Raw genomic sequence first — 26283 nt, forward strand, 5'->3', positions numbered from 1 at the left:
CGGCGTTCGTGCGGACGCCGCCTGGACTGAGGATCAGCCATGCCGTTGACAACGAGTGCCCCGAACGGTCGCGCCACCGACGTCACCCGCCGCCCGAACGTGATGAAGGGCGCCCAGACCCCGCCCCGAGGTGGGCAGAAGCCCGCCGACACCGAGGCCAGCCGCCGCCAGGCCCGCTCCGTCGCCAAGCAGCAGCAGGCGGCCGAGCGCATCGCCTCGGCGACCGCCGAGATCTCCGCCCAGAACGCCGAGGCCTCCGAGGCGTCCCGGCAGCTGAGCGAGTCGATGCAGCAGATCGCCGCCGGCGCCGAGGAGGCCTCCGGCGCCACCCAGCAGAGCCTGGCGGTGATGACCCAGGTCGAGGAGCGGGTCGCCCGCCAGCAGACCGTCACCCGGCGGGTCGCCGACCTCAGCCAGGCGCTGCAGACGCTGCTGGTGGAGACCCGGGTCGGCATCAGCAGCCTGCTGGCCAACGTCGACCGGGCCTCGTCGCGGCAGACGGAGTCCGTCGCGACCATCTCGGAGCTGGAGAAGCAGGCCGACGAGATCGGCGAGATCGTCAAGACCGTCGCGCACATCGCCGACCAGACCAACCTCCTCGCCCTCAACGCCGCCATCGAGGCCGCCCGCGCCCGGCAGCACGGCAAGGGTTTCGCCGTCGTCGCCGACGAGGTGCGCACCCTCGCCGAGACCAGCGAACGCAGCGCCCGGCAGATCCGCGACCTGATCGACGAGGTGCGCACCAGCGTCACCTCCATCGCCTCGGCGGTGCAGCAGTCGGCCGAGACGGCCCGCACCGAGGTCGAGAAGGGCAAGGAGATCACGGAGCAGCTGGAAGGCGTCCGCGACGACATGGCCAACATCATGACCGCCGCGACTGAGATGGCCTCCGCCGCCGTCCAGTCGCAGCGGGCCGCGGGCGAGGCCAAGACCCGCTCCGAGGAGATCGCCGCCGCGGCCGAGCAGCAATCGGCGGCGTGCGAGGAGTCGCTGCAGACCGTCGGCCAGCAGAGCCAGGCGCTGCAGCAGAGCGAGCAGGCGGCCGAGGTCCTCGCCGAGATCGCCGAAGGGCTGCGCACCAGCACCGACATCAGCAAGAGCGCCGAGGAGGTCGCCTCCGCCGCCGAGGAGCTGTCCGCCGCCGTCGAGGAGATCAACCGCGCGGCGAACCAGATCAGCACGGCGATCAACGAGATCAGCGCCGGTGCCCGTACCGCGGCGGAGAAGGGCGCACAGACGGCCGAGTCGGTCACCCAGATCGAGCAGGGCGCCCAGCTGTCCGCGACCCGCGGCGCCGCGGCCGTCGAGCGGGCCGGCAACATGCTGACCCAGCTCGCGAGCAACAAGGAGTCGGTCGACTCGATGATCGCCGCGATCGAGCAGGCCGCCAAGGACGGCATCGAGAACGTGCGCAAGGTCGCCGAGCTCGAGCAGATCTCCCGGCGCATCGACAAGATCGTCGACGCGATCGCCAATGTGTCGATCCAGACCAACATGCTCGCCGTCAACGGCTCCGTCGAGTCGGCCCGGGCCGGCGAGTTCGGCAAGGGCTTCGCCGTGGTGTCCACCGACATCCGCAACCTGGCCCGCGACTCCGCCGAGAACGCCGACCGCATCAAGGACCTCGTGAAGGCGGTCCAGGACCGCATCGTCGAGGTCCGCGCCGACCTCGACGAGACCAGCCGGCAGGCCCTCACCGAGGTCGAGAACGCCCGCGCCACCACCGCCCGGCTGGGGGAGATCGAGCGCGACATGCAGGAGGTCCGCTCCGGCAACGCGGAGGTCCGCGACTCCGCCGAGCAGATCGCCGCCGCGCTCGGCCAGGTGAAGACCGGCCTGGACCAGATCGCCTCGTCCGCGAACAGCGCCGAGCAGCTGGCCGGCCAGGCCTCCACCGCCGCCCGGGAGCAGGCTCAGGGCGCCGAGGAGCTCGCGGCCGCGGTGGAGGAGATCGCCGCGCTCGCCGACGAGCTGCAGAACGGCTGAGTCGGTGCATCGTGGAGGAGACAGACATGACGCTCGACGCGGACCTCGACCCGGGCGCTGTCGACGACGACAGCGCCGACTACGTCACCTTCGACATGGCGGCCGAACGCTACGCGTTCCCGATGAGCCGCGTGCAGGAGATCATCCGTATGCCCAGCGTGGTGAAGGTCCCGCTCGGACCGCCGAGCCTGGAGGGGCTGGCCAACCTCCGCGGCCGGGTGCTGCCGGTGGTGAGCCTGCGCCGCTGCTGCGATCTGGAGCAGACCGCGCATGACGAGACGACCCGCGTGGTCGTCGTGGACAGCGGCGTGCCGCTGGGGTTCGTGGTCGACCGGGTCGCCAGCGTGATCAGCGTCGACCCCGGCGCGGTCGAGCCGGCCGAGTCGGTCCAGGCGACCGTGAGCTCCGACGTGCTGGTCGGCGTCATCAAGAGCGACGACGGTGCCATGACGTCGATCCTCGACGTGGACGAGCTCATCGGCGCCCAGTTCGCCGGCGTCGCCGCCGCGGCGCGCGCCGGGTCGGACACCGCCTCGGCCGCCGCCCGTGAGGACGGCCAGGCGGCCGACGACGACGACGGCGACGACACCCTGGAGCTGGTCAGCTTCGCGGTCGAGGGCCAGGAGTACGCGCTGCCGATCGACCAGGTGCAGGAGATCGTGCAGGCACCCGAGTCGGTCAGCCACGTGCCGAACGCGGCGTCGAAGGTGCTCGGCGTGATGGACCTGCGGGGGCGGCTGCTGCCGGTGGTGAGCATGCGCCGGGTGTTCGGGCTGCCCGTCGCCGACCTGGAGCCGCAGAACCGCATCGTGGTGGTGTCGCTGGACGGCGGCGTCGTCGGCGTCGTCATGGACACCGTGCGGGAGGTCCTGCGCGTGCCGCACGAGCTCGTCGCGCCGCTGCCCGGTGTGGTCGCGGCCGGCGGGCGGGCCACCGAGGTCGAGTCGGTGTGCCGGCTCGAAGGGGGCAAGCGGCTGGTGTCCGTGCTCAGCGTCAACCGCATGTTCGACTCGCCGGAGGTCCGGCGGGAGCTGCAGCAGCGCCAGGACGGCGAGCCGCTGCCGGAGCAGACCGAGGAGCAGGAGATGGCCGACGACGGGCGCGGCGACGAGGAGCTGTTCGTCGTCTTCCGGCTCGACGAGGAGGAGTACGCCGTCGACGTCGACGCGGTCCAGGAGATCATCCGCGTGCCGGAGACGCTGATCCACGTGCCGAAGACGTACAACTTCGTCGAAGGACTCGTGAACCTGCGCGGCACCGTGCTGCCCGTGGTCGACCTGCGGACCCGGCTCGGCGTGCCGCGGGCGGCCCGCGACGAACGGCAGCGCATCATCGTGCTGATCCTCGGCGGGCTGCGCACCGGCTTCATCGTCGACTCGGTCGCCGAGGTCGCCCGGGTCCCCCGGGCCGCGCTGGAGCCCGCCCCCGAGCTGTCGGCCGAGCAGGCGAAGGTCGTGTCCCGGGTGGCGAATCTGTACCAGCAGCACCGGATGCTGCTGCTCGTCCAGGTCAACCAACTGCTCGGCGCGGAGGACACGGCGGCGCTGTCCGACGTCGTCGCCGAGCAGGACCTGGCCGCCGTCTGAGGACCGGACCGTGGCCGCCAAGACGGTGCTCGTCGTCGACGACTCGGCGCTCATGCGCAGGATGCTCAAGCAGATGCTCGTCGACGCCGGCGGGTTCGAGGTGCACACCGCACGCAACGGGGTCGACGCGCTCGAGCAGATCGAGCGCGTCGAACCCGACGTCGTGACCCTCGACATCAACATGCCCGAGATGGACGGCCTCACCTGCCTCTCGCACATCATGCGCGAGCGGCCCCGGCCGGTCGTCATGGTGTCGTCGCTGACCGAGCACAACGCGCTCGTCACCCTCGAGGCGCTGGAGCTCGGGGCCGTCGACTACGTGCCGAAGCCGGGCGGCACCGTGTCGCTCAACGTCGCCGACGTCACCGAGGAGCTCGTCGGCAAGGTCCGGACCGCGGCGGCCGCCCGGCCCAGCCGCGCCCGTGGCCTCACCCGCCGGCTGCAGGCGCAGCGGGAGCAGGCACCGCCACCACCGGCGCGGGCCCGCACGGGGCGCGTGGAGCTGATCCTGATCGGCTCCTCCACCGGCGGGCCGGCCCTGCTGTCGGAGCTGCTGCCCAAGCTGCCGGGCACGCTGGCGGCGCCGGTGATCGTCGCCCAGCACATCCCGGCGACCTTCACCGCGCCGCTCGCCCGCCGCCTCGACGAGATCTGCCAGCTGCGGGTGCACGAGGTCACCCGGATCACCCCGGTCCGCCCGGGCAACATCTACATCGGTCGCGGCGACGCCGACGTCCTCGTGGCCCGCCGCGCCGACGGCCTCGTCGTGAAGTCGGTGCCGGAGAGCGGCGACTACCGCTGGCACCCCAGCGTGGACCGGCTCGTCGCGTCGGCCCTGCGCTGCTGCGACCCCACCCGGCTCGTCTGCGCGCTGCTCACCGGCATGGGCGACGACGGCGCCGAGCAGATCGCCGCGGTCCGGCAGGCCGGCGGGCGCACCATCGCCGAGGCCGAGGTGACCGCCGTGGTGTGGGGCATGCCCGGCGAGCTGGCCCGCCGTGGCGGCGCCACCGAGGTCCTGCCCGCGCCGGCCATCGCCGGCCGCATCGCCGAGTGGGCCGACTGACCGTCCTGAAGGGACAGACAGCATCATGGGACTGGTACGACGCCAAACCGCCGAAGTCACCCGGCAAGCCGACCCCGGCACCCTGCAGGATCGGCTCGCCGACCCCGACCCCGAACAGCGCCGGCGGGCGGCGCTCGACCTCGACGGGCACGCCGAGGCCGTGCCGGCGCTGCTCGCCCGGGTGCCGGCGGAGACCGACCTCGCGGTGCGCGACGCGGTGCTGACCACCCTCGCCGCGATCGACCACGCCGACGTCGCCGCGGGCCTCGTGCCGCACCTGTCCAGCGACGACGCGGCGCTGCGCAGCGCGGTCGCCGGCGCCCTGTCCGCGATGCCCGCCTCGGTGCCGGCGCTGCTGCCGGCGCTGCTCGCCGACCCCGACCACGACGTGCGGATCATGACGGCGATGGTCCTCGCCGACCTGCCCCACCCCGGGGCGGCCGACTGGCTCGCCGAGATCGTCGCGACCGACCGGCACGCCAACGTCGTCGCCGCCGCGATCGACGCGCTGCTGCCGATGGCCGGGCCGCAGCACGCCGCCGTGCTGCGGGCCGCCCAGGAACGGTTCCCGAAGGACCCGTTCCTGCACTTCACGATCGACGCCGCCCTGCCGGCGCTGGCGGAGGTGGAGGCATGACGAGTGCCGCAGCGCAGGAGTTCCGGCTCAGCACCGCGGAGTTCGAACGGTTCCGGGAGTACTTCTACAAGCGGACCGGCATCCAGTTCACCACGGGCAAGCGGTACTTCGTCGACAAGCGCATCGAGGCGTGCGTCCGCGCGTCGGGCCACCACAACTTCACCGCCTGGTTCAGCTCGCTGCGCGTCGGCGACCGGCCCGAGCTGCTGCAGGAGCTCACCAACCAGCTCACGGTCAACGAGACGTATTTCATGCGCGAGGACTACCAGTTCGACGCGCTGCTCAACCCGGTCCTGCCGCAGGTGCTCGCCGCCGCCGCGCAGGCGGGCCGCCCGAACGGGCCGATCCGGATCCTGTCGCTGCCGTGCTCGACCGGCGAGGAGCCGTTCTCGATCGCCATGCGGCTGCTGGAGGAGTGGCCACCGATCAGCCACGTCGACGTCGAGATCCACGCCGCCGACATCGACAGCGACGTGCTGGACCGTGCCAGGCACGGCAGCTACGGCGAGCGGTCCCTGCAGCGGGTGCCGAAACCGTGGCTGGCCAAGTACTTCCACGCCGTCGGCGCCGGCCGGTTCCAGATCGATCAGGGCATCCGCGACGCCGTGACGTTCCACCGGATGAACGTCTGCGACACCCCCTCGATGCGCGCCTTCACCGACTTCGACGTCGTCTTCTGCCGCAACGTGCTCATCTACTTCGACGAGCTGTCCAGCCGCCGGGCCGCCGAGAACCTCTTCGGCGCGATGCGGCCGGGCGGGTACCTCTTCCTCGGCCACGCCGAGTCGATGAGCCGCATCTCACCGATCTTCACCCCGCACCGCCTGCCGCAGGGCATCGCGTACCAGCGACCGATGGGAGCACGCCAATGAACGGGACCGCCGACGCCGCCCGCGTCCTGGTGGTCGACGACGCCGCCACGGTCCGGATGTATCACTGCAAGCTGCTGACCGACGCCGGCTTCCGCGTCGAGCAGGCGGCCAACGGCCTGGAGGCGGTCGAGTCCGCGATGGTCAACCCCTTCGACCTGTTCGTCGTCGACGTCAACATGCCGAAGATGGACGGCTACGCGTGCGTCGAGACGCTGCGCGGGGACACCGTCGCCACGTCCGCGCCCATCGTCATGATCAGCACCGAGGACGGGCCCGGCGACGCCGACCGCGCCTACCGGGCCGGCGCCAACCTGTACCTCGTCAAACCCGTCGACGCGGCCCGGCTGGTCCGGGTCGCCACCATGCTCTCCGGTGCGCCGCTGTGAACCCGCTGCTCGCTCAGTTCCTCGCCGAGGCCGACGACCTGCTCTCCCAGGTCGGTGACGGCCTGCTGCAGCTGGAGCTCAGCCCCGACGACCCGAACCGCATCAACGACGTGTTCCGGGCCGCGCACACGCTGAAGGGCTCCTCCGGGCTCTTCGACTTCCCGGAGCTGACCAGCCTGACGCACGCCGCCGAGGACCTGCTCGACGCGGTCCGCGCCGGCCGGGTGGCGCTGGACTCGACGATGACCGACGCCCTGCTGTCCGCGTTCGACCTCATCCGCGGCTGGCTCGCCCACGTCACCGTCCACGAGCAGCTGCCCGGCACCGCGGACGTCGACGCCGCGGCGCTCGTGGTGGCGCTGCGGGCACCGATCGGCGGGGCCACCGCCACGACCGCGGCGGCGGTGCGGCCGGCCGCCCTGGCGACGCACGCCCCGGCGTGGGTCAGCGCGCTCGGCGGGCCGGCCGTCGCCGGGCTCGTCGACTGGCTGCGGGTCACGTCGGCCACCATGCGCTTCGTGCGCTACCAGCCCGACGAGGGCTGCTTCTTCCGTGGCGAGGACCCGCTGCTGTTCATCCGGCAGATCCCGGCCCTGGCCCACCTGGGCGTGCTGCGCCCCGGCGCGTGGCCGGCCCCGGACGACTACGACGAGTACGCCTGCCTGCTCGGCTTCGTCGCGGCCACCCGCGCGTCGGTCGCCGAGATCGAGTACGTGCTGCGCTACGTCATCGAACAGGTGGAGATCGTCGAGCTGGACGCGACGGCGCTGTCCACGCCGCCCCCGCCGGACACCGACCTCGCCGCCGCGCCGCCGACCGAGGACGTCGCCGACGCGCTGGGGGTCCTGGAGGCGGCCCGGGCCACCCTCGCCGGACCCGCACCGGACGGCCCGCACCTGCGCTCGATCGGCCGGGCCGTCGCCGGTGCGGCCCGCAGTGTCGGCGCCGCCGTCGACGTCGACGTCGTGGGCGCGCCGGAGCTGGCCGGCATCGTCGACAGCCTCATCGGCCGCATCCGCGCGGCAAGCGCCGCCGCACCCGGCTCCCCCACGGACGACACCGCCGCGGCCGATCGGCGCACCGGGCCGGCCGACCGGCGCGCCGGCGAGCCCGACCACGAAACCGGACAGGTCGGCACGCGGGTGCTCAAGGTGGACCAGGCCAAGGTGGACCGGCTCATGGAGCTCGTCGGCGAGCTCAACGTGGCCAAGAACGGCCTGACGTACCTCGCCGAGGCCGCCGAGGAGGAGTTCGGCAGCCGCGTCCTGGGGCGGCGGATCAAGGACCAGTACGCCGGGCTGCACCGCATCGCCGAGGAGCTGCAGTCGGCCGTCATGGACGTCCGGATGCTCCCGCTGTCGGTGTCCTTCTCCCGGTTCCCGCGGCTCGTGCGCGACCTCAGCCGCCGGCTCGGCAAGCGCATCGAGCTGGTCACCGAGGGCGAGGACACGATGGCCGACAAGGACGTCATCGAGGCCCTCGCCGACCCGCTCGTGCACCTCGTGCGCAACAGCCTCGACCACGGCATCGAGACGCCCGACGAGCGCACCACCGCCGGCAAGCCGCCGCAGGCGTCGATCACGCTGTCCGCGGTCGCCGACGGTGACGCCGTCGTGGTCGAGGTCGCCGACGACGGCCGTGGCGTCGACCCGGTCCGGGTCCGGCAGAAGGCGTACGAGCGCGGCCTCATCGGCGAGGAGCAGCTGGAGACGATGCCGGACGCCGACGCGGTCAACCTGATCTTCCAGCCCGGCTTCTCCACCGCCGAGCAGGTGTCGGACCTGTCCGGGCGGGGCGTCGGCATGGACGCCGTGCGGGCCAGCGTGGAGCGGCTCGGCGGCACGGTGACGATGCGCTCCGAGCCCGGGGCGGGCACCGTCACCCGGCTGCGGCTGCCGCTGTCGATGGCCGTCACGCAGGTCATGGTGATCAGCGTCGCCGGGCAGCGCTTCGGCGTCCCCGTCGACCTCGTCGTGGAGACCGTCCGGGTGCCCCGCGACGGCGTCGGGCGGGTCCTGCACCAGGACGTGGTGGTCCTGCGCGACGAGGTCGTGCCCGTCGTCGACCTCGCCGCCGAGCTCGGCCTGCCCTGGACCCCCGACCCCGGCGCCGACCGGGCGATCCTCGTGGTCAGCGTCGGCGGTGGCAGCGTCGGGCTGCTCGTCGAGCGCTTCCACCGCGAGGTCGACGTCATCCTCAAGCCGATGGAGGGCCTGCTCAGCACCGCCGGCCACTTCGTCGGCACCGCGCTGCTCGGCGACGGGCTGGTCCTGCTCGTGCTGAACCTGAAGGAGGTGCTCAGCCTTGGCGCTCGAGCTGCGTGAGCGCACCGCCGTGCTCAGCGAGGCGGTGACCGTGGAAGAGGTCGAGGAGCTCGTGGCCTGGCTGCGGCGTACCCCCGAGGCCCGCCTTGACCTGCGCAACTGCAACCATCTGCATACCGCTGCTTTCCAGGCGATCCTGGCGTTCGGGCCGAAGTTATCCGCGACGCCGGTCGACAGCTTCCTCACTGCCCAGCTGCTGCCGGCACTCGAACCGCCCAAGCCTGCTGAGCACGAGGAGTTCCACAATGACGACGGTGATGCTGGTTGACGACTCCGCCACGATGCTGATGAGCCTCAAGACCATCCTGACCAAGGCCGGCTACGCGGTCGAGACCGCCGGGCACGGGCAGGAGGCGCTGGACAAGCTGAGCGCCGGGCTGCGCCCGAACCTCATCATCAGCGACGTGAACATGCCGCACATGGACGGCATCTCCTTCACCCGCGAGGCCCGCAAGTCGGCCGGGCTGCGCTTCACCCCGATCCTCATGCTCACCACCGAGTCCGAGCAGTCCAAGCGGACCGAGGCCAAGACCGCCGGCGCCACCGGCTGGCTGGTCAAGCCGGTCGCGCCCGACCAGTTGCTGGGCGTCATCAAGCAGGTCATGCCCAATGCGTGACGGAGGCCTGACCATCGACCGCCGAAGGGAAACACGACGTGACATCGCTCAGGGAGCGGCTCACCGCGAAACGGCCGGACGGGTCCGCCGACCACGGCTCCGTCCGCGCCGCCGTCGGTGAGGCGGTGGCGCCACTGCCGGCCTACTGCGACGTCATCAACGCCCACCTCGACGACGTCGTCTCGCACACGGCCGACGCCGCCGAGTCCATCGTCGCCCGCCTCGTCCGGGTCGACGAGCTCGCCGAGCAGACGGCCGGCAAGGTCTCCGGGCTCGCCGTCGCGCTCGAGCACACCCGCCGGCAGGTCGGCGAGGCCGCCGAGGCCAACGCGCGGCTGGTCGACCGGCTCGTGCGGTACTTCATCGCCCGCGACCACCAGGTCCGCGCCCTCGTCGAGCAGATCCGCGACATGCGCAGCCACGTCGCGGCCATCGAGGAGGTCAGCCGGGCCACGAACATCCTCGCCCTCAACGCCATGATCGAGGCCGTCCGGGCCGGCGAGTCCGGCCCCGGCTTCGCCGTGGTCGCGGGCGAGGTCCGCAAGCTCGCCGAACGCTCCGCCGACGCGGCCGGCGGCATCGGCGCCAGCATCGCCGACCTCACCGCCCGGCTCGACGCCGTCCTGCAGGACGACACCGGCTTCGACCGCGTCGCCGACGAGCCCGCCGACACCGCAGGCGCCGACACCGCCATCACCCGCCGCCTCGCCGGCATCGCCGACGCGCAGCGGGGCGTCGCCGGCATGATCGAGCAGGCCCTCAACGACACCGTCCAGGCCGCCGAGGACGTCCGGTACAGCTCCGACGCCCTCACCGCCGAGACCACCGGCGCCGTCGGCCACGTCCAGTTCCAGGACATCAGCCGCCAGATGATCGAACACGTCGCCGAGGCCGTCGTCGACCTGCGCCGCGCCGCCGACGACATGCGCCGCTTCGCCAGCGAGGAGCTCCCCGCCGACGAGCTCCTGGGCCGCGTCCTCGACGTCGCGAACCTCCAGCGCCGCCACGTCATGGCCCAGCAACGCACCACCCACGGCACCGCCGTCGGCACCACCCCCGCCACCACCGACACCCCACCGGCGGCGATCGAACTCTTCTGAGCCCAGGCCGGGCGCGCCTGCCCGCAGCGCCACGGTGAACGCGGCGGTGGCCGGGCACGCGACGAAGTCCTCCTCGGTGACGAGGTACGCCAGCCGCGCCTTGCCGAACGCCACCGACGCCTCGCGGTCCCGTTCGGCGGCCAGCACCTCGGTGCGCTGCTGCAGGTGCAGCACGGCCCGCACCGCCCGGCGGTACGCGCGCACCGACACCCCGGGAAGCAGGTCCCGGCGGGTGGCGGCGGTCATCCGGTCCCGGGCGTCGGCGTGCCCGCCCCGGTCGCCCCGCGCCCCGGCCGGCTTGCGCAGCCGGTAGTAGGTGCCGCCCGCCCACGAGACCGGCACCGGGCGGCGTGGGACCGTCCGGCGGGCCGGCCATGGTTCTTCCTCGGGGAGGCCGAGCAGCGTCAGGGCCGACCCGAGCCACCGGCGCAGCGACGCCGGCTCGGCCGGGTCCGCCGCCACCGGTGCCGGTCGCGCCGCGGCGAGCGCGACGGCGTCCACCGCGACCTCGGCCGTCTCGTACGCCCTGGCCAGCCCCGGATGATGCCGCCACGTCGCCGGCATCGACGACCCGACCGGCCCGGTCCACGCCGCCGGCCCGTCCTGCGCCGCCACCAGCTGACGCGCCCGCTGGTGCCGCATCATCGAGTACAGGTCCCGGCAGCCCACCGCGCTCAGCCACCGCTGCGCGCCGAGCTCCACGATGTCCACCGCCACGTCCTGCGGCGAACGCCGCTCACGAATCCCGGCGTACAGGCGACGCAGGACGACTTCTTCCGAACGCTGCTCCACGACGACCACCCAGCCCCGTCGTCGCGACGGCCCGGTGGGCGATCGCCCCCGGACGCCGGTCAACCGGAGACCAGCCGCACAGTATCAGCCCGCACGATCGGTGCCGTCCAACCGATTCCGTCCTACGGTGCGCCCAGGCGGCGGATGACGACGCCGAGGAGGCGGTCGGTGGTGAAGTAGCCGGAGCGGCGGGAGTCGTGGGACACGACGGGGTTGTCGCCCAGCAGGACCACGCGGTCGGGAGGGACGTGGTCGCCCGGGACGGTGCGCAGGGCGGGCACGGTGTCGCGCGGGATGGGGTCGCCGGGGGCGGCGGCCACGCGTTTGACGATCCGCGCGGGTCGCTGGGGTGCCGGTGGGGGTGGGGGCGAGGCCGTGAAGACCACCACCTGGCCGGTGCGCAGCGCTGCCGGTGGGATCCGGCGGACCAGGAGGCGTTCGCCCGGGCGGTACGTGGGCAGCATGCTGGGGCCGTCGACGGTGACCGTCAGGTAGGTCCGGCGCAGCCACCACACGGCGCCGAGGGCGGCCAGCACCGCCGCGGAGAGCGGGAGCCACATCATCCGTGCACCACTGTGGGCTTGGAGGGCTCAGCGGGCTCGGCGGGCACGGTGTCGCGGTAGCCGGCCGCCTGGCGGGCGAAGAGCCGCGCGTAGCCACCGTCCGCGGCGATCAGTTCCGCGTGGGTGCCTTCCTCGGCCACGACGCCGTCGGCCAGGACCACGATCCGGTCGGCGTCGCGGACCGCGCCGAGCCGGTGCGACACGACCAGGCTGGTCCGGCCGGCCCGCAGGGTGCGCAGGTGGGTGTGCACCTGGTGCTCCGCCTCGGGGTCCAGGCCGGCGCTCGGCTCGTCCAGGATCAGCAGGTCACGGTCGCGGCGCAGGAACGCCCGGGCCAGCGCCACCCGCTGCCACTGGCCGCCGGACAGCAGCACGCCGGTGGAGGACCCGGCGCCCTCCGGGTCGGCGTCGAAGGCGCGGCTCAGCATCGTCCGGTACCCACGGGGCAGCGCGGACAGGGCGTCGTGCACCCCGGCCTCCCGGGCCGCGTCGGCGACGCGCCGCGGGTCGGCGGCGGCGGACAGGTCTCCGACCGCGATGTTCTCGGTGGCGGTCAGCTCGTAGGACACGAAGTCCTGGAAGACCGCGCCGATCCTGGCCCGCAGCTGCGCCGGCGGCACGTCCCGGATGTCCACGCCGTCCCAGCGGATCTCGCCGCGGGTCGGGTCGTAGAACCGGCACAGCAGCTTCACCAGGGTGCTCTTGCCGCCGCCGTTGCGCCCGACCAGGGCGACCGTCTGCCCGCACGGGATGGTCAGGTTCAGCCCGCGCAGCACCCACGGGTGGTCGGGGCTGTAGCGGAACCACAGGTCGCGCAGCTCGATCCCGCGGCGCAGCGGCGGCAGCGGCCGGGGTGACGCCGGCACCGGCAGGTCGGGCTCGGCGGTGACCACCGCGACGTAGTGATGGAACGTCAACAGGTGCTCGTAGGCCATCACCCCGGCCGAGACGACCGTGCCCAGGGACGCCTGTACACCGGCCATCGCGGCCACGAACATCGACACGTCACCCACGCCGAGCCGGCCGTCGCCGGCGGCGAGGATCGCCCACACCAGGCCGGCCCCGGCGACCACGGCCGAGCTGCCCGCCAGCCCGCCCTGGACCAGCAGTTCGCGGCGGTCCATGCGGCGCCGGGCCGCGTCGGCGGTGCGCTGCTCGTCGAGCATCCGGCCGCGCAGGAAGCCGCCGAGGTCGAAGAGCCGGATCTCCTTGGCGGCGTCCACGGTGGACAGCAGGTTGGAGTAGAACAGGCCGCGCCGCTCCACGGGCCCGATCCGCCACAGCATGCCGGTCCGCTGGCGCGACAGGCGCAGCTCGATGAGCAGCGCCGGCACGGCCGAGGCGAGGACCACGCCGGTGAACGCCGGGCTGATCAGGGCCAGCGAGCCGACGAACCCGGCGACCGTCAGCCCGCTGCGGACCCCCGCCAGCGCGGTGTCCACGAGCCGCCCGGGGTTGGCCGCGCTGAGCACGCCCAGCCGCAGCCGGTCGAGGAACGCCGGGCTCTCGAAGCGGGCCAGCCCGGGAAGGCGCGACACCGCGGCGAAGAGCTCGTCCTTGCCGCGCAGCGCGGCCCGCCGGTCCACCTCGCTGCGGAGGTACTCCGCGGCCTGCGCGGCGACGGCGAGGGCGGCACCGGCGGCGGCCAGGGCCAGCGCCAGGCTGAGCAGCCCGGCGGCCGCGCCCGGACGGCCGGGCCCGGCGACCCGGTCCAGCACCTCCCGGGTGAGCCAGGCCATCGCGACCGGGGCGGCCGCGGTGACCACGGTCGCGGCGACGTACCCGAGGACGTGGCCGCGGGCCGCGCGCCAGACCATGCCGGCGGCCCGGCCGGCGGCGCCGGCGAGGGCACGCCGGCCGGGCCGTGGGTCGGCAGCCGCAGCGGTCACGCCGCGGTGCCGACCGGGAGCCGGGACACCGCCGTGACGACCGCGGACAGCGTCGCGTCGGCGCCGAGCACGCAGAACCGGGGGTACGAGGTCACCCCGAACGCGCGCGCGACCGGCGGCCTCGCGCCTTCCAGGACCACCCGCGCCACCGGCGTGAGCTGCGCGATGAGGGCATCCGGGTCGCTGTCGTGGGCGTTCACGACGGCCAGGACCCGCCGGCGGTCCTGGCCGCGGGCCCAGGCGAGGAAGTCGGGCAGCTGCGCCTGGCAGCCCTTGCAGTCCGCGGCGAGGAAGGCCACGACGGTCGCCGGCGCCAGGTCGTCCCGGCCGACCGGCGCACCGTCGGTGGTGGTGGCGTGGAAGTCGGCGACGGTGTCACCGGCCACCGGGTCGGACCCGGCCGGGCCCGGGGCGGGTGCGCCGCCGACGAACTCGTACACCGCGTCGATCAGCTGCGTCTGCTCGCGCAGTCGGCGGATCATCCCGAGGCACAGCAGCAGGTTCAGCACGCACAGGGCACCGACGAGCGCCACGACGACTATGAGGAGGGGCATGGATACCGCCTTTGCATCTGCCGGTCGACCGGCGAACGGGTGGGAAGGACCGGGCCGCAGACCGCCGGTGCCCGCGGACACCGGCGATCCGCCGGGCTCACCGCAGGGTCAGCACGGGATGTACGTGATGCAGCTGCCGCAGTGGTGGGAACCGCTCGGGTAGTAGCAGCAGTACCGGCCACTGTTGCGCGCACTGCAGCACTCGTAGTCGCAGTCCGCTGCCCGGGCCACGGTGTGCGGCACGACCATGCCGAGGATCCGGTCGGCTACCGCGCCGACCATCTTCTTGGCTGCACGCATGTGCACCTTCCCTTCCGTTGTACGGATGAGTGGAGGCGCCGGCCTGTGATCTTCGGCCGGCTGCCCACAGCATGCGACGACGACCGAAGTCGATTCGTTAATGAATTGTTGGCATCCGGCCAGCACGAGTGTTAGATAGGCATCACTGAGTCAGGCATTGACGCCGGGCGCTGCCAACGGGGGCGGTGGCATGGAGATTCGGTTGCTCGGTCCGGTGGAACTGCGGCTCGACCACCACGTGGTGGACGCCGGGCCACCGCAGCAGCGGCACGTCCTGGCGGTGCTGGCCGCCGACGCCGGCCGCCCCGTCACCACCGAGCTGCTCATCGACCGGGTGTGGGACGAGGCGCCGTCCGGTGCCCGGCGCACCCTCCAGGTCTACCTCACCCGGCTGCGCCGGCTGCTGGCGCCCGACGGCGACGCGCCCGTGCTGCCCCGCCGCTCCGGCGGCTACGTGCTGGACGTCGCGCCCGAGCGGATCGACCTGAACCGCTTCCGCGACCTCATCGACCGGGCCCGCGGCCGCCCGGACGGCGAAGGGGTGGCGCTGCTGCGCCAGGCGCTGAACCTGTGGACCGGCGAGCCGCTGGCAGGGGTGCCGGGGAGCTGGGCCGAGCGGATGCGCAGGGCGTGGCGCCGCCAGCACGTCGACGCCCTGGTGCAGTGGGCCGAGGCGGAGCTGCGCTGCGGCAACGCCGGCACGGTCCTCGGCCCGCTGACCGAGGCGATCGGCGAGTATCCGCTGGTCGAGCCGCTCACCGCCGTCCTGATGCGGGCCCTGCACCTGACCGGCCGGACCGTCGACGCGCTGGACTGCTACGCCGAGCTGCGCTACCGGCTCGTCGAGGAGCTCGGCGCGGACCCGTCGCCGGAGGTGCGGGACGCGTATCGGGCGATCCTGCGGCACGACGCTCCCGACGGCGGGCTGCCCCGCCCGACCTGGCGGACGCCCGCGCAGCTCCCGGCGGACGTGCCCGGGTTCGTGCCCCGCGACCCGGAGCTGGCCCGCCTCGACGAGCCGGCCGCCGTGCTCGTGCTCTCCGGCACCGCCGGGGTCGGCAAGACCGCGCTCGCGGTGCACTGGGCGCACCGGGTCCGCGACCGGTTCCCCGACGGTCAGGTCTACCTCGACCTGCGCGGGTTCGGCGCCTGCGCGGCCCCGATGGGCAGCGCCGAGGCGGTGCGGCTGTGCCTGGACGCGCTCGGCGTGCGGGCCGAGACCGTGCCCTCCGAGCCGTCCGCCGCGATCGCGCTGTACCGCACCCTCGTCGCCGGCCGGCGGATGCTGATGCTGCTCGACAACGCCCGCGACGCCGCCCAGGTGCGCCCGTTGCTGCCCGGCACCCCCGGCTGCCTGGTCGTGGTGACCAGCCGGGACCAGCTCACCGGGCTGGTCGCGGCCGAGGGCGCCCGGCCGGTGCCGGTCGACCTGTTCTCGCCCGCGCAGGCGCGGCAGTTCCTGGCGCGGCGGCTCGGCACCGACCGGGTGGCCGCCGAGCCCGGCGCCGCCGAGCTGATCGCCGAGCGGTGCGCGCGGCTGCCGCTGGCCCTGGGGGTGATGGCCGGCCGGGCCGCCGCCCATCCGGACTTCCCGCTCGCCCGCTGGGCCGACGAGCTGCGGGACGACCGCCTCGACGTGCTGGACGCCGGGGATCCGGCCACCGACGTGCGCAACGTGTTCTCCTGGTCCTACCGGGCGCTGCACCCGCCGGCCGCCCAGCTGTTCCGGGCGCTCGCGCTGCACCCGGGTCCGGACATCGGCGCCGCGGCGGCCGCCAGCCTGGCCGGGCTGCCGGCCGAGCGGACCAGGTCCCTGCTGGCCGACCTGACCCGCGCGCACCTGCTCACCGAGCACAGCCCCGGCCGGTACGCCATGCACGACCTGCTGCGCACCTACGCGGCGGAACTGACCGGCCGCTGCGACTCCGACACCGAGCGGGCCGCCGCGGTGGGCCGGCTGCTCGACCACTACGTGTACTGCGGGCAGGCCGCGGCGCTACGGCTGGAGCCGCACTGGATCCGCCTGGTCGCGGACCCGCCGCCGGCCGGGGTGCTGGTCGAGCCGTGCACCTGCGAGCGGCGGGCGCTGGCCTGGTTCACCGAGCACCGGCAGGCGATGCTGGCCGCGGCGACGCTGGCCGCCGAGGCCGGGTTCACCCGGCGCGCGTGGCAGCTGGCCCGGGTGCTCGCCGGGCTGCTGCACAACCAGGGACGGTGGCAGGACCTCATCGCGGTCGGGCGGCTCGCGATCGAGGCGACCGAGCGGCTCGGCGAGCACCGCGAGCGCGCCTGGGCACAGCGGTTCCTCGGTTGCGCCCACGCGCACCTGCGGCGGTACGGCGAGGCCGAGGCGGCGTACCGGGCGGCGCTGGACGGATACGAGCGGCTCGGCGACACCGCGGGCCGCGCGGGCGTGCACTTCGCGCTCGCCCGCCTCGCCGAGTCGCGGGGCGAGTGGCCGCTGATGCGCTCGCACAGCGCGTCCGCACTGCGGCTCTACACCGAGGCCGGGCACCGCCTGGGCCGCGGCCGGGCGCTGAACCTGGTCGGCTGGGTGCATGCCAGGCAGCGCGAGTGGGCGGACAGCCTGACCCACTGCCGGCGCGCCCTGGCCCTCCAGGACGAGCTGGGTGACCGCAGCGGCCAGGCGGCCACCCTGGACAGCATCGGGTATGTGCACCACCATCAGGGCGAGTACGCCCGCGCGCTGGAGTGCTACGAACGAGCGCTGGCGCTGTGCCGCCGGTTCGGCGACCGGTTCAGCGAAACCAAGGTGCTCACCCACCTCGGCGACACCCACCTGGCGTCCGGCCGCCCGGACGCCGCGCGGGCCGCGTGGCGGGTCGCCGGCCAGATCCTCGCCGACCTCGGCGACGCCGACGCGGAGCAGGTGCGCGCCCGGCTCACCACCCTGACCGGCGTGGCCGGCTGACCGTTGAAGGTGACGATGTCATACCTGTCGTTGGGACTGCTGGCGGCGCTGTGCTGCGTGTTCGCCGCCTCCGCCTGGAGCAAGCTCCGCAGCCGCGCCGCCCAGCAGGCGTTCGCGGAGTCCCTGCGCCCCGTGCCGCTCGTCCCGGCCGGCCACCTGACCGGCGTGGCGATGGCGGCCACGGTGGCCGAGAGCGGCCTGGTGGCGGGGCTCGCCGCGGCGGCGGTGGCCGTGACCGGCGGGTGGCCGCCCGCGCGGCCCCTCGCGATGGCGGTGCTCGCCCTGACCGGCGCCCTGCTGGCCGTGTTCACCACCGGCGTGGCGCTCGCCGTGCGCCGCGGCACCGGCGCCCGCTGCGCCTGCTTCGGTGCCGCCGAACGCCCGCTGAGCGCCCGCCACCTGGTCCGCAACGGACTCCTGCTGGCGGCGGCCGGCACCGCGGCGCTCGGCATCGCCATGACCCGGACCCAGCCGCCTGACCTGGCCGGCACGGCGGTGGCACTGACGACGGGCGCCGTCTGCGGCCTGCTGGTGATCCGCCTGGACGACCTGGTGGACCTGTTCACGCCGCCCCCGGCCCGCCGACCCGCCGCACGACCCGGGCAGGACCGCCGCGCCTGACCTCCACGGGTGGGATCTCCGAAATCCGGTATGCGGTGACCCGAGGCGTGGATGACGGCGTTGTGCCTAGAGGCGGGTGGTGCAGGTGGCGGCGTGATCGGTCAGCCACTGCAGCGCGGGCGCGATCCCATCCACGTCCTCGTCCGCGCCGCATCCGGTGCAGCGCTCAGTGAGGTATCCGGAGAGGTTCATCTCGATCCACGCCTCTCCTCCGCCGGACGTCGTGACAATGTCCGACACGATCTCCCGATATTCCTCCATGCCCTTATCGTGCCGCCGCAGCCGCCTGCTACACCGCCGGAGTCCAGCGACGTGTGTGCCGGACGGCGCAGCCACCCGATGAATAGCCCGGACGTTCTGCATCGCCGACGCGGACATCAAGGCCGACGGCCGGGGTAGTTCCGACGGATGAAGGCGATTGGTGGCGCAGCCTCGGCGATCGTCCTCGGGCTGCTGGGAACCTCGCTCACCGCCCCCGCGGCGCCGGCGGGGTGCGGCGGGAAACCGACGATCGTGCTGGTGCACGGCGCGTGGGCGGGCACGTCAAGCTGGAGCGGGGAGGTCTCCCGCCTGCAGGGCAACGGCTACACGGCGCGGGCGATCGCCAACCCGCTGCGCGGGCTGACCGGTGACGCGGCGTCCGTCTCCGAATTTCTCAAGTCGGTGCACGGGCCGGTGGTGCTGGTCGGGCACTCCTACGGCGGCGCGGTCATCACCAACGCGGCGGCCGGCAACACCAACGTGAAGGCGCTGGTCTACGTCGACGCCGCCGCGCCGGCCGTCGGGGAGACGACCGGCGGGCTGAGCGGGTCCGGTTCGGCGTTGAACCAAAACGCAACCGTGCTGTTCGACAAGGTGGGCACGGACCTGTACCTGAAGCAGCCGGTATTCGTGCACTCGTTCGGGCCGGACCTCGCGCCCGGCCAGGCCGACGTGCTGTGGGCGAGCCAGCGCTCGGCCGCGACCGCCGCGTTCTCCACCCCGTCGAAGGCAGCCGCGTGGGAGAGCATCCCCTCGTGGTACGTCATCGGGGGCGCCGACAAGATCATCACGCCGGCGTCGCAGGAGTCGATGGCGCACCGAGCCAAGGCACACATCCGCACGGTGCCGGGCGGGTCACACCTGACGCTGATCTCCCACCCCGACGCCGTGACCGACCAGATCCTGGCCGCCACCGAGCACGTCTGCTGAGGCCGGGTTGTTGCGCCGCGCCCTGGCGTCCACACGTGGCGCTGTCTCCTTGCGTGGCGCGAAGCACGTCCACGTTCGTTCACGGCGTCGGCAGGCTCCACACCGTCGTCACCGGCTCGCCGTCGACCCACAGCTGCGCGGCGAACAGGTCCTCGTCCAGCCCGACGGCCGCCTCGACCGCTTCGGCGTCGCCGGGCAGTGCGATCCGGGCCTCCGGTCGCAGGTCCGCGTCACAGAGCAGGAGGCCGCTCTCGTACGTCTTGAGCACGGCCCGACGGTCGCCGAGAAAGCCCGAGCGGGACGACCGCGGCGACCGCGACGACGGCGCCCGCGCCCACGGTGGCCAGGCGTCGGTGGATGTTCATCGGTTCCCCTTCCAGTTGAGGTGTGCCACCACGGTGGGGCCCGGCCGCCGGGGCGCGCCGCCGAAGCACGCCTCCTACCTCCAGTTGCCCGTCCAGGCGGGGTAGCCCGCTTGCCGGGACCGTGTCTCAGGGGCGAAGCTGGCCCCGACGGCGAACCTCGACCAATGGTGGTGGGGCACGATGCACGGCGAAGCGACCCGCACGGCCTTCCGGACCTGCCCGCTGTGCGAGGCCGTCTGCGGGCTGGAGCTCACCGTCGCCGGGGACACGATCGTGGCGGCGCGCGGCGACCGGGAGCACGTGCTCAGCGCGGGGTTCGTGTGCCCGAAGGGGGCCACGTTCGGGCAGCTGGTGCACGACCCGGACCGGCTGCGCCGGCCGCTGGTGCGCGGCGCCGACGGCCGGCATCACGAGGTGGGTTGGGACGAGGCGTTCGCGGCGGCCGCGGCCGGGCTCGCGCAGGTGCAGGCGCGGCACGGGGCGGACGCGGTCGCCGTGTACCTCGGCAACCCCAACGTCCACACGATGGCCGGGCCGCTCTACGGCGGACCGCTCGTCAAGGCCCTCGCCAGCCGCAACGTCTACTCCGCCAGCACCGTCGACCAGATGCCGAAGCACGTGTCGTGCGGTTACCTGTACGGCAACCCCGACGCCATCCCGGTGCCCGACATCGACCGGACCGACCTGCTCGTCCTCATCGGCGCGAACCCCCTGGAGTCCAACGGCAGCCTGTGCACGGCGCCCGACTTCCCCGGGCGGCTCGCCGCCGTCCAGGCCCGGGGCGGGCGGGTCGTCGTCGTGGACCCGCGGCGGACCCGGACCGCGGCCGTCGCCGACGAGCACGTGTTCGTCCGGCCCGGCGGGGACGCGCTGCTGCTGTTCGCGCTCGTGCACACCCTGTTCGACGAGGACCTCGTCGCGCTCGGCCGCCTGGAGGGGCACGTCCGCGACGTGGAGCGGGTGGCGGGCCTCGCGAAGGACTTCCCGCCCGAGACCGTCGCCGCCGCGTGCGGGGTGCCGGCCGGGGACATCCGCCGGCTCGCCCGTGACCTCGCCGCCGCGCCGTCCGCCGCCGTGTACGGGCGGATCGGCACCTGCGCGGTCGAGTTCGGCACGCTGACGAGCTGGCTCGTCGACGTCGTCAACGTGCTCACCGGCAACCTCGACCGGCCCGGCGGCGTCATGTTCCCGCTCGCGCCGCACGCCCGGAAGGCCACGGAGCCGGGCGGCAAGGGCTTCCGGGTCGGGCGGTGGACCAGCCGGGTCCGTGGCCTGCCGGAGGTCAAGGGCGAGCTGCCGGTCGCGACCCTCGCCGACGAGATCACCACGCCCGGCGACGGGCAGGTGCGGGCGCTCGTCACCGTGGCCGGCAACCCGGTGCTGTCCACGCCCAACAGCAGGCAGCTCGACGCGGCCCTCGGCGGGCTCGAGTTCATGGTGAGCGTCGACCCGTACCTCAACGAGACCACCCGGCACGCCGACGTGATCCTGCCGCCGACCGACCCCGCCCGGGTCGGCCACTACGACTTCGCGTTCCTGACCCTCGTCGTGCGCAACACGGCCGCGTACTCGCCGCCCGTGCTGCCGAAGGACCCCGGCGGCATGGACGAGGCCGACATCCTCGCCCGCCTCGCCGGGGTCGACCACGAGCGGCTGCTCCTGCAGCTGCTGCAGCGGGCCGTCGACGACCCGGGCTCCCCCGTCCACGGCCGGGACGTCGCCGGGCTGCGGGCCCTCGTCGGCGGCGACGGACCCGCGGAGCGGCTGCTCGACGTGCGGTTGCGGCTCAGCTCGTACGGTGAAGGCTTCGGCGCCGACGAGTCCGGGCTGACGCTGCGGAAGCTCCTCGACCACCCGCACGGCGTCGACCTGGGCCCGTTGCAGCCGCGGGTGCCCGAGGTGCTGCGGACCCCGAGCGGGAAGGTCGAGCTGTGCCCCGCGCCGATCGCCGAGGACGTCGACCGGCTGCGGGCGGCCCTCGACCGGCCGAGCGACGGGCTCGTCCTCGTCGGACGGCGGCACCTGCGGTCCAACAACAGCTGGATGCACAACGTGCCGGGGCTGATGAAGGGCAGGGACCGCTGCACGCTGCAGGTCCACCCGCACGACGCGGCCGCGCTGCGCCTCGCCGACGGCGGCAGGGCGACGGTCGCGTCCCGCGTCGGCACGCTCACCGTCGCCGTCGAGGTCACCGACACGGTCATGCCGGGCGTGGTCAGCCTGCCGCACGGCTGGGGGCACGGCGCGCCCGGCACGCGGGCCGCGGTCGCCGCCGCCACACCCGGCGTCAACAGCAACATCCTCACCGACGACCACGCCATCGACCCGCTGTCGGGCAACAGCGTCCTCAACGGCATCCCGGTGACCGTCTCCCCCGCCACCTGAACGAGCCGGCGACCACGGCCGCGGCACCGGGGCGGCGGCTACGACCGCGGCACCGGGGCGGCGGCTACGACCGCGGCGCCGGGGCGGCGGCGGCCCGGCGCAGGAGGTGCTGGCGCTCGGGTTCGGTGCGCACCAGCCGCAGCGACGCCTCCCAGGCCGCGCCGGCCTCGCCGGGACGGCCGAGGCGCTGCAGCAGCTCCGCCCGCACGGCCGGGACGAGGTGGTGGCGCGGCAGCCGCTCGGCCGCCTCGTCGGTCAGCGCCAGCGCCAGCGCGGGGTCGCCGGCCTCCGCGACCGCCACGGCCCGGTTGAGCCGCACGACCGGCGAGCCGGTGCGCGCCTCCAGCCGCGCGTACAGCCCGGCGATCCGCGCCCAGTCGGTGCCCGCCGCCGTGACCGCCTTCGCGTGCTCCGCGGCGATCAGCGCCTCCAGCGCGTACCGGCCGGAACCCTCGTCGTCGCGGACGAACGCCAGCAGCTCGAAGCCGTGCCGCAGCTCGGTCGGGTGCCAGCGGGACCGGTCCTGCTCGGTCAGCCGGACCAGGTGCCCGTCGGCGTCGACGCGGGCGTCGCGGCGGGCGTGCTGCAGCACCATCAGCGCCAGCAGCGCGACCGGCTCCGGCTCGTCCGGCAGCAGCAGGCCCAGCTCGTAGCCGAGCCGAATCGCCTCCCGCGCCAGCCGCGGCCGCAGCAGCACCGGCCCGCCGGTGGCCCGGTAGCCCTCGCTGAACAGCAGGTACACCGCCGTCAGCAGCCCGTCGAGGCGGTCGGCGAGGTCGGCCGGCGCCGGTGCCCGCAGCGGGATCCCGGCCTGCGCGATCTTCTTCTTCGCCCGGGTCAGGCGCGCCGCCATCGTCGGCTCCGGCACCAGGCACAGCCGCGCGATCTCGGCCGTGGTCAGGCCCGCCCCGAAGCGCAGCATCAGCGCGGTCCGCGCGTCGGGCGCCAGCGCCGGGTGGCAGCAGGCGAACAGCAGCCGCAGCCGCTCGTCGCCGACCTCGTCCCCGGCACAGGCTTCGGTGGCGGCTCCGGTGACGGTGCCGGGCGCGTCGACGACCAGCAGCGGCAGCCGCTCCCGGTCCGCGTCCTCCCGCCGCACCCGGTCGAGGGCCCGCCGCCACGCGGCGGTCATCAGCCAGCCCGCCGGGTTGGCCGGCACGCCGTCCCGGTCCCACCGCTCGACCGCGGCCGCGAACGCGTCCTGCAGGCTCTCCTCGGCGAGGTCGAACCGCCGCAGCCGGGTGACGAGCAGCGCGAGCAGGCGCGGCCAGTGCTCCCGGTACGCCTGCTCGACCGCACCGCTCAGCTGGACTCCTTCGGACCCGGCACCATCGGCCGCACCTCGACCACCCCGGACGGCAGCTCCCGGGCCAGCTCCAGCGCCTCGTCCAGGTCCGCCGCCTCGATCAGGTAGAACCCGGCCAGCTGCTCCGCCGTCTCCGCGAACGGCCCGTCGGTGACGCTGACCGCCGCACCGTCGCGCCGCAGCGTCGTCGCCGCCCCGGTCGGCGCCAGCTCCGCCCCGCCGACCAGCGCGCCGCGCTCCACGAGCAGCTTCATGAACCGCTCATGCCTGGCGTAGATCTCCCGCCGGGCCGCCTCGTCGGCCTCCTGCCACACCTGTTCGTCCCCGTAGAGCAACAGCGCGTACCGCATGACTCCTCCTCAATCCGATGCCACCATGACGCGGCCACCGGCCCGAAATCGACAACCCGGCCGGAAATTCACGCGGTCGGCCCGGCTGCACGTGCGCTGCACGCGCGGGGCGGCACAGTGCCGGTATGTTCGCACCTCTCCGGCGACCCCGGACGTACGCGCTGGTCCTGTCCTGCGCGATCCTGCTCGGAACCACGGCCGCCTGCGGTGATCGCGAGGGGTCGCCGGGCTCGGACGGCGGGGACGCCGAGCTCGTCAAGGCGCTGGGCCGCCTCGCCGACACCGAGAACATCCGCACGAGCGTCCGTTTCGCCGACGAGGCGGTCACGATGCACTTCCCGCGCAAGACCGGGTCGGTGAAGTGGCGCGGGCTCATCGGTCGCGGCAGCGCCCGGCTCCAGCCGGAGGTCATCAGACTGCCCGACTACGACATCCGGCTGGACAACAGCGAATACGTCGTCACCGCCGGGGCGTCGTCGCGCGACGTTTCGCTCGTCGCCGGCGGGCAGTTCCCAGTCGAGGTCACCCGCAAGCTGGTCGCGGCGGGCTGGCGGGACGACGGCGGTGGCCTCGTCGCCCCGCCGGTCCTCACCGACGACGGCCTGCAGTTCCTGAGCATCGCCCTGCCCCGCGTCCACGGCGAGGGCGACGACCTGTTCGTCGGCGGCGACGATGCGAACTGGGACGACGTCCGGGCCGCTCCGGAGCGCTCGCTCGCGGCGAACCCGACGTTCCGCGCGCTGGCGGGCTGCCTCGGCGACGTGGTCGCCGCGTACTTCCGGACCCGGACGCGGGACGAACGGACCTACGTGATCGCCGCCGGGGTGCTCCGGGCGGGTGCCGGCTCCGGCAAACCGGCGAAGGTCGTCGTGTGCTCGTCGTGGAGCACGGCCGAGGACATGGACCGCTCCGTCACCGAGCAGCGGCAGGAGTACGCGCACGACCGGCCGGCCGAGGTGTTCCGCGACGTCACGGTCGCCGCGCTCGGCGGCGGGCTGCACATGGTCCGCGCGACGGCGGTCACCGCCGAACCCGACGCGATCCTCGCCCTGGTCGACGACGGCAACGCGCCCGGCATGCAGCACGGCTGACCGCCCGGCCCGTCCGCACTCTGGGAACGCTCCCATTGACAGGCCGATCGACATCGATCACCCTGCCTATCGGTATCCCCCGATGGAAGGATGTCATCGATGGTTCAAGCCATGGGTCGGCTCGCCGACCGCGTGCTCGCGCGCCTCGCCCCGACCGCCGAGGCGGACGCGGGATGCACGTACGAATGGGAGACGTGCTACTGCAAGGGCGGCCTGCGGTACCGCCGCAAGTGCATGTACGGCTGCTCCGGCGTGCCGAACCACTGCTACTCCTGCACGGTCACCGGCACGTGCTGAACCACACGACGGCCGGACGCGCCCCGGCGGGTCACCGATGCCGGTGACCGCGGTCGCCGCCGGCTCGGCCGTCGTGTTCGCGATGGCGGTCGCCGGGAAAGTTTCATCCCGGTCGTTCGCCCGGCTCCGGCGCAGCGCGGCCGCGCTGTGGCCGGGGCCGGGACGCCCGCCTGCCGCCGTCCCGCTCGCCGCGGCCGGCCGCCCCGGCACCACCACCCCGTCCCTGGCCTGCGCGGTCGCCGATGGCGCCGCCGGGCTCATCCTTGCGTCGCTGGAGGACATCGTGTCGCTGCTCAGCATCCCGCCGGTACCGGCGAAGGGAGCGGGCCGGTGACCACCGCGCTGCTCGTCGCGGTGCTGCTGCTCACCGCGTTGACCCTGTTCAACCTGGTCGTCGTCCTCGGGGTCGTGCGCCGGCTGCGCGCCTACGAGAACCGCCTCGGCGACATGGCCGAGCCGCCGCCGGTGTCGACCGCGACCCTCGGCGAACCCGTCGCCGACTTCACGGCGTCCACTGTGGACGGCCGGCGGGTCGACCGCGCCTCGCTCACCGGCCAGACCCTCATCGGGTTCTTCTCGCCCGACTGCCCCGCCTGTCATGAGCGGCTCGGCGACTTCCGCGCCGCGGCGGCCCGGCACCCCGGCGACGTCCTCGCTGTCGTCGTCGACGACGGCGGCGACCCGGCGCCCGTCGTCGGCGCGCTCACCGGCACCGGCGGCGTCGCGGTCATCCTGGAGGACCCGGAGGGCCCGGTCGCGGGCGCGTTCGGCGTCCGGGGCTTCCCCGCGTTCGTGCTCGTGCGGGACGGTGGCGTGGTCGAGTCCGTCGGCTACCAGGTGCCCGTGCCGGCGTGACCGCCGTGCTGTCCCGGGCCGGCGCGGCGCTGCTGCTCGCGTGGCGGGCCCGTCCGGTGCTGCTGTGCGGGTACGTCGCCGCGCGCCTGCTGTCCGGCGCGCTGCCGGCGCTCGCGGCGTGGCTGACGAAGGTCGGGCCGTCGGCCCGGTTCAGCAGCGTCGCCGCGCCCGGGTCGACGCTGACGAGCCAGGGCCAGGAGCTCCACCTGTACCGGCCG

The 26283-nt window shown here is 74.2% G+C and carries 27 protein-coding genes; 19 read left to right on the forward strand and 8 right to left on the reverse strand.

Annotation, left to right across the window (positions count from 1 at the left end):
- The first annotated feature begins 39 nt into the window (after nucleotides 1-39).
- From AB0I21_RS32040 to AB0I21_RS32085, 10 genes are read left to right on the forward strand one after another with little or no spacing between them, the layout of a single operon-like run.
- Nucleotides 40-1986: a methyl-accepting chemotaxis protein gene (locus tag AB0I21_RS32040; RefSeq protein WP_360566758.1), complete on the forward strand. Its 1947-nt coding sequence runs from the start codon at nucleotides 40-42 to the stop codon at nucleotides 1984-1986.
- A 26-nt stretch (nucleotides 1987-2012) separates the two neighbouring features.
- Complete coding sequence (locus tag AB0I21_RS32045) at nucleotides 2013-3572, forward strand: chemotaxis protein CheW (protein WP_360566760.1); 1560 nt, start codon at nucleotides 2013-2015, stop codon at nucleotides 3570-3572.
- A 10-nt stretch (nucleotides 3573-3582) separates the two neighbouring features.
- On the forward strand, nucleotides 3583-4638 hold the full coding sequence (cheB, locus tag AB0I21_RS32050; RefSeq protein WP_360566762.1) for a chemotaxis-specific protein-glutamate methyltransferase CheB: 1056 nt from the start codon (nucleotides 3583-3585) through the stop codon (nucleotides 4636-4638).
- A gap of 25 nt (nucleotides 4639-4663) precedes the next feature.
- A complete protein-coding gene (locus tag AB0I21_RS32055; protein WP_360566764.1) occupies nucleotides 4664-5275 on the forward strand; it encodes a HEAT repeat domain-containing protein in 612 nt (203 codons plus the stop codon).
- Nucleotides 5272-6147, forward strand: a complete 876-nt coding sequence (locus tag AB0I21_RS32060; protein ID WP_360566766.1) for a protein-glutamate O-methyltransferase CheR — start codon at nucleotides 5272-5274, stop codon at nucleotides 6145-6147. Before AB0I21_RS32055 ends, AB0I21_RS32060 begins: the two co-directional genes overlap by 4 nt.
- Nucleotides 6144-6533, forward strand: coding sequence for a response regulator (locus tag AB0I21_RS32065; protein WP_360566768.1), 390 nt, complete (start codon nucleotides 6144-6146; stop codon nucleotides 6531-6533). The genes AB0I21_RS32060 and AB0I21_RS32065 overlap by 4 nt, the downstream gene beginning before the upstream one ends.
- Nucleotides 6530-8857, forward strand: a complete 2328-nt coding sequence (locus AB0I21_RS32070; RefSeq protein ID WP_360566770.1) for a chemotaxis protein CheA — start codon at nucleotides 6530-6532, stop codon at nucleotides 8855-8857. Before AB0I21_RS32065 ends, AB0I21_RS32070 begins: the two co-directional genes overlap by 4 nt.
- Nucleotides 8838-9125, forward strand: coding sequence for a hypothetical protein (locus AB0I21_RS32075; protein WP_360566772.1), 288 nt, complete (start codon nucleotides 8838-8840; stop codon nucleotides 9123-9125). The genes AB0I21_RS32070 and AB0I21_RS32075 overlap by 20 nt, the downstream gene beginning before the upstream one ends.
- Entirely contained in the window at nucleotides 9115-9474 is a 360-nt protein-coding gene (locus AB0I21_RS32080) for a response regulator (RefSeq protein ID WP_360566804.1), read from the forward strand. The genes AB0I21_RS32075 and AB0I21_RS32080 overlap by 11 nt, the downstream gene beginning before the upstream one ends.
- A 38-nt stretch (nucleotides 9475-9512) precedes the next feature.
- Nucleotides 9513-10574, forward strand: coding sequence for a methyl-accepting chemotaxis protein (locus tag AB0I21_RS32085; protein ID WP_360566774.1), 1062 nt, complete (start codon nucleotides 9513-9515; stop codon nucleotides 10572-10574).
- A gap of 914 nt (nucleotides 10575-11488) precedes the next feature.
- Here the strand turns inward: AB0I21_RS32085 and AB0I21_RS32090 are convergent.
- The 4 genes from AB0I21_RS32090 to AB0I21_RS32105 all read right to left on the reverse strand — a co-directional run bounded on the left by AB0I21_RS32090 (nucleotide 11489) and on the right by AB0I21_RS32105 (nucleotide 14672).
- Complete coding sequence (locus AB0I21_RS32090) at nucleotides 11489-11929, reverse strand: S26 family signal peptidase (RefSeq protein ID WP_360566776.1); 441 nt, start codon at nucleotides 11927-11929, stop codon at nucleotides 11489-11491.
- Nucleotides 11926-13818, reverse strand: a complete 1893-nt coding sequence (locus AB0I21_RS32095; protein WP_360566778.1) for an ABC transporter ATP-binding protein — start codon at nucleotides 13816-13818, stop codon at nucleotides 11926-11928. The genes AB0I21_RS32090 and AB0I21_RS32095 overlap by 4 nt, the downstream gene beginning before the upstream one ends.
- A complete protein-coding gene (locus tag AB0I21_RS32100) occupies nucleotides 13815-14372 on the reverse strand; it encodes a hypothetical protein (RefSeq protein WP_360566780.1) in 558 nt (185 codons plus the stop codon). Before AB0I21_RS32100 ends, AB0I21_RS32095 begins: the two co-directional genes overlap by 4 nt.
- 108 nt (nucleotides 14373-14480) lie before the next feature.
- Entirely contained in the window at nucleotides 14481-14672 is a 192-nt protein-coding gene (locus AB0I21_RS32105; protein ID WP_344515990.1) for a hypothetical protein, read from the reverse strand.
- Between the two features lie 190 nt (nucleotides 14673-14862).
- Here AB0I21_RS32105 and AB0I21_RS32110 point away from each other — a divergent pair, with 190 nt between their 5' ends.
- Together AB0I21_RS32110 and AB0I21_RS32115 are read left to right on the forward strand one after the other, a co-directional pair.
- Nucleotides 14863-17604, forward strand: a complete 2742-nt coding sequence (locus AB0I21_RS32110; protein ID WP_360566782.1) for a BTAD domain-containing putative transcriptional regulator — start codon at nucleotides 14863-14865, stop codon at nucleotides 17602-17604.
- A gap of 15 nt (nucleotides 17605-17619) precedes the next feature.
- The gene (locus AB0I21_RS32115; RefSeq protein ID WP_360566784.1) at nucleotides 17620-18225 is read left to right on the forward strand and encodes a MauE/DoxX family redox-associated membrane protein; all 606 of its coding nucleotides are present in this window, start codon (nucleotides 17620-17622) and stop codon (nucleotides 18223-18225) included.
- Nucleotides 18226-18291: 66 nt separating this feature from the next.
- Here AB0I21_RS32115 and AB0I21_RS32120 read toward each other — a convergent pair whose 3' ends face one another.
- Nucleotides 18292-18486: a hypothetical protein gene (locus tag AB0I21_RS32120; RefSeq protein ID WP_360566786.1), complete on the reverse strand. Its 195-nt coding sequence runs from the start codon at nucleotides 18484-18486 to the stop codon at nucleotides 18292-18294.
- A 147-nt stretch (nucleotides 18487-18633) separates the two neighbouring features.
- On the opposite strand from AB0I21_RS32120, the gene AB0I21_RS32125 reads away from it, so the two are divergent.
- Nucleotides 18634-19416, forward strand: coding sequence for an alpha/beta hydrolase (locus tag AB0I21_RS32125; protein ID WP_360566788.1), 783 nt, complete (start codon nucleotides 18634-18636; stop codon nucleotides 19414-19416).
- A 79-nt stretch (nucleotides 19417-19495) separates the two neighbouring features.
- Here AB0I21_RS32125 and AB0I21_RS32130 read toward each other — a convergent pair whose 3' ends face one another.
- Complete coding sequence (locus AB0I21_RS32130) at nucleotides 19496-19684, reverse strand: hypothetical protein (RefSeq protein WP_360566790.1); 189 nt, start codon at nucleotides 19682-19684, stop codon at nucleotides 19496-19498.
- A 277-nt stretch (nucleotides 19685-19961) separates the two neighbouring features.
- On the opposite strand from AB0I21_RS32130, the gene AB0I21_RS32135 reads away from it, so the two are divergent.
- Complete coding sequence (locus AB0I21_RS32135) at nucleotides 19962-22166, forward strand: molybdopterin-dependent oxidoreductase (protein WP_360566792.1); 2205 nt, start codon at nucleotides 19962-19964, stop codon at nucleotides 22164-22166.
- Between the two features lie 64 nt (nucleotides 22167-22230).
- Here AB0I21_RS32135 and AB0I21_RS32140 read toward each other — a convergent pair whose 3' ends face one another.
- Nucleotides 22231-23472, reverse strand: coding sequence for a sigma-70 family RNA polymerase sigma factor (locus AB0I21_RS32140; RefSeq protein ID WP_360566806.1), 1242 nt, complete (start codon nucleotides 23470-23472; stop codon nucleotides 22231-22233).
- Nucleotides 23469-23822 (reverse strand): YciI family protein, encoded by a 354-nt coding sequence (locus AB0I21_RS32145; RefSeq protein WP_360566794.1) that lies wholly within the window; start codon nucleotides 23820-23822, stop codon nucleotides 23469-23471. Before AB0I21_RS32145 ends, AB0I21_RS32140 begins: the two co-directional genes overlap by 4 nt.
- 125 nt (nucleotides 23823-23947) lie before the next feature.
- Here AB0I21_RS32145 and AB0I21_RS32150 point away from each other — a divergent pair, with 125 nt between their 5' ends.
- The 5 genes from AB0I21_RS32150 to AB0I21_RS32170 all read left to right on the forward strand — a co-directional run.
- Nucleotides 23948-24913 carry a hypothetical protein gene (locus tag AB0I21_RS32150; protein WP_360566796.1) on the forward strand — a complete coding sequence of 322 codons (966 nt, stop codon included), beginning with the start codon at nucleotides 23948-23950 and terminating at the stop codon, nucleotides 24911-24913.
- Between the two features lie 111 nt (nucleotides 24914-25024).
- Entirely contained in the window at nucleotides 25025-25210 is a 186-nt protein-coding gene (locus AB0I21_RS32155; protein ID WP_360566798.1) for a hypothetical protein, read from the forward strand.
- 37 nt (nucleotides 25211-25247) lie between these two features.
- On the forward strand, nucleotides 25248-25544 hold the full coding sequence (locus AB0I21_RS32160) for a hypothetical protein (protein WP_360566800.1): 297 nt from the start codon (nucleotides 25248-25250) through the stop codon (nucleotides 25542-25544).
- Nucleotides 25541-26065, forward strand: coding sequence for a TlpA disulfide reductase family protein (locus AB0I21_RS32165; protein ID WP_360566802.1), 525 nt, complete (start codon nucleotides 25541-25543; stop codon nucleotides 26063-26065). The genes AB0I21_RS32160 and AB0I21_RS32165 overlap by 4 nt, the downstream gene beginning before the upstream one ends.
- Nucleotides 26062-26283, forward strand: a 222-nt coding sequence (locus AB0I21_RS32170; protein ID WP_360566803.1) for a hypothetical protein, incomplete at its 3' end; no start/stop codon positions are given. The genes AB0I21_RS32165 and AB0I21_RS32170, both read left to right, overlap by 4 nt.

It is taken from the genome of Dactylosporangium sp. NPDC050588, assembly GCF_040654975.1.
GTDB classification, from domain to species: domain Bacteria; phylum Actinomycetota; class Actinomycetes; order Mycobacteriales; family Micromonosporaceae; genus Dactylosporangium; species Dactylosporangium maewongense.

What these genes read in the sequence shown, in the direction of transcription:
- AB0I21_RS32040 (WP_360566758.1), top strand. Translation starts at nt 40, where the DNA reads ATGCCGTTGACAACGAGTGCCCCGAACGGTCGCGCCACCGACGTCACC.
- AB0I21_RS32045 (WP_360566760.1), top strand. Translation starts at nt 2,013, where the DNA reads ATGACGCTCGACGCGGACCTCGACCCGGGCGCTGTCGACGACGACAGC.
- AB0I21_RS32055 (WP_360566764.1), top strand. Translation starts at nt 4,664, where the DNA reads ATGGGACTGGTACGACGCCAAACCGCCGAAGTCACCCGGCAAGCCGAC.
- AB0I21_RS32060 (WP_360566766.1), top strand. Translation starts at nt 5,272, where the DNA reads ATGACGAGTGCCGCAGCGCAGGAGTTCCGGCTCAGCACCGCGGAGTTC.
- AB0I21_RS32065 (WP_360566768.1), top strand. Translation starts at nt 6,144, where the DNA reads ATGAACGGGACCGCCGACGCCGCCCGCGTCCTGGTGGTCGACGACGCC.
- AB0I21_RS32080 (WP_360566804.1), top strand. Translation starts at nt 9,115, where the DNA reads ATGCTGGTTGACGACTCCGCCACGATGCTGATGAGCCTCAAGACCATC.
- AB0I21_RS32090 (WP_360566776.1), bottom strand. Translation starts at nt 11,929, where the DNA reads ATGATGTGGCTCCCGCTCTCCGCGGCGGTGCTGGCCGCCCTCGGCGCC.
- AB0I21_RS32100 (WP_360566780.1), bottom strand. Translation starts at nt 14,372, where the DNA reads ATGCCCCTCCTCATAGTCGTCGTGGCGCTCGTCGGTGCCCTGTGCGTG.
- AB0I21_RS32105 (WP_344515990.1), bottom strand. Translation starts at nt 14,672, where the DNA reads ATGCGTGCAGCCAAGAAGATGGTCGGCGCGGTAGCCGACCGGATCCTC.
- AB0I21_RS32110 (WP_360566782.1), top strand. Translation starts at nt 14,863, where the DNA reads ATGGAGATTCGGTTGCTCGGTCCGGTGGAACTGCGGCTCGACCACCAC.
- AB0I21_RS32115 (WP_360566784.1), top strand. Translation starts at nt 17,620, where the DNA reads ATGTCATACCTGTCGTTGGGACTGCTGGCGGCGCTGTGCTGCGTGTTC.
- AB0I21_RS32120 (WP_360566786.1), bottom strand. Translation starts at nt 18,486, where the DNA reads ATGGAGGAATATCGGGAGATCGTGTCGGACATTGTCACGACGTCCGGC.
- AB0I21_RS32125 (WP_360566788.1), top strand. Translation starts at nt 18,634, where the DNA reads ATGAAGGCGATTGGTGGCGCAGCCTCGGCGATCGTCCTCGGGCTGCTG.
- AB0I21_RS32135 (WP_360566792.1), top strand. Translation starts at nt 19,962, where the DNA reads ATGCACGGCGAAGCGACCCGCACGGCCTTCCGGACCTGCCCGCTGTGC.
- AB0I21_RS32145 (WP_360566794.1), bottom strand. Translation starts at nt 23,822, where the DNA reads ATGCGGTACGCGCTGTTGCTCTACGGGGACGAACAGGTGTGGCAGGAG.
- AB0I21_RS32150 (WP_360566796.1), top strand. Translation starts at nt 23,948, where the DNA reads ATGTTCGCACCTCTCCGGCGACCCCGGACGTACGCGCTGGTCCTGTCC.
- AB0I21_RS32155 (WP_360566798.1), top strand. Translation starts at nt 25,025, where the DNA reads ATGGGTCGGCTCGCCGACCGCGTGCTCGCGCGCCTCGCCCCGACCGCC.
- AB0I21_RS32160 (WP_360566800.1), top strand. Translation starts at nt 25,248, where the DNA reads ATGCCGGTGACCGCGGTCGCCGCCGGCTCGGCCGTCGTGTTCGCGATG.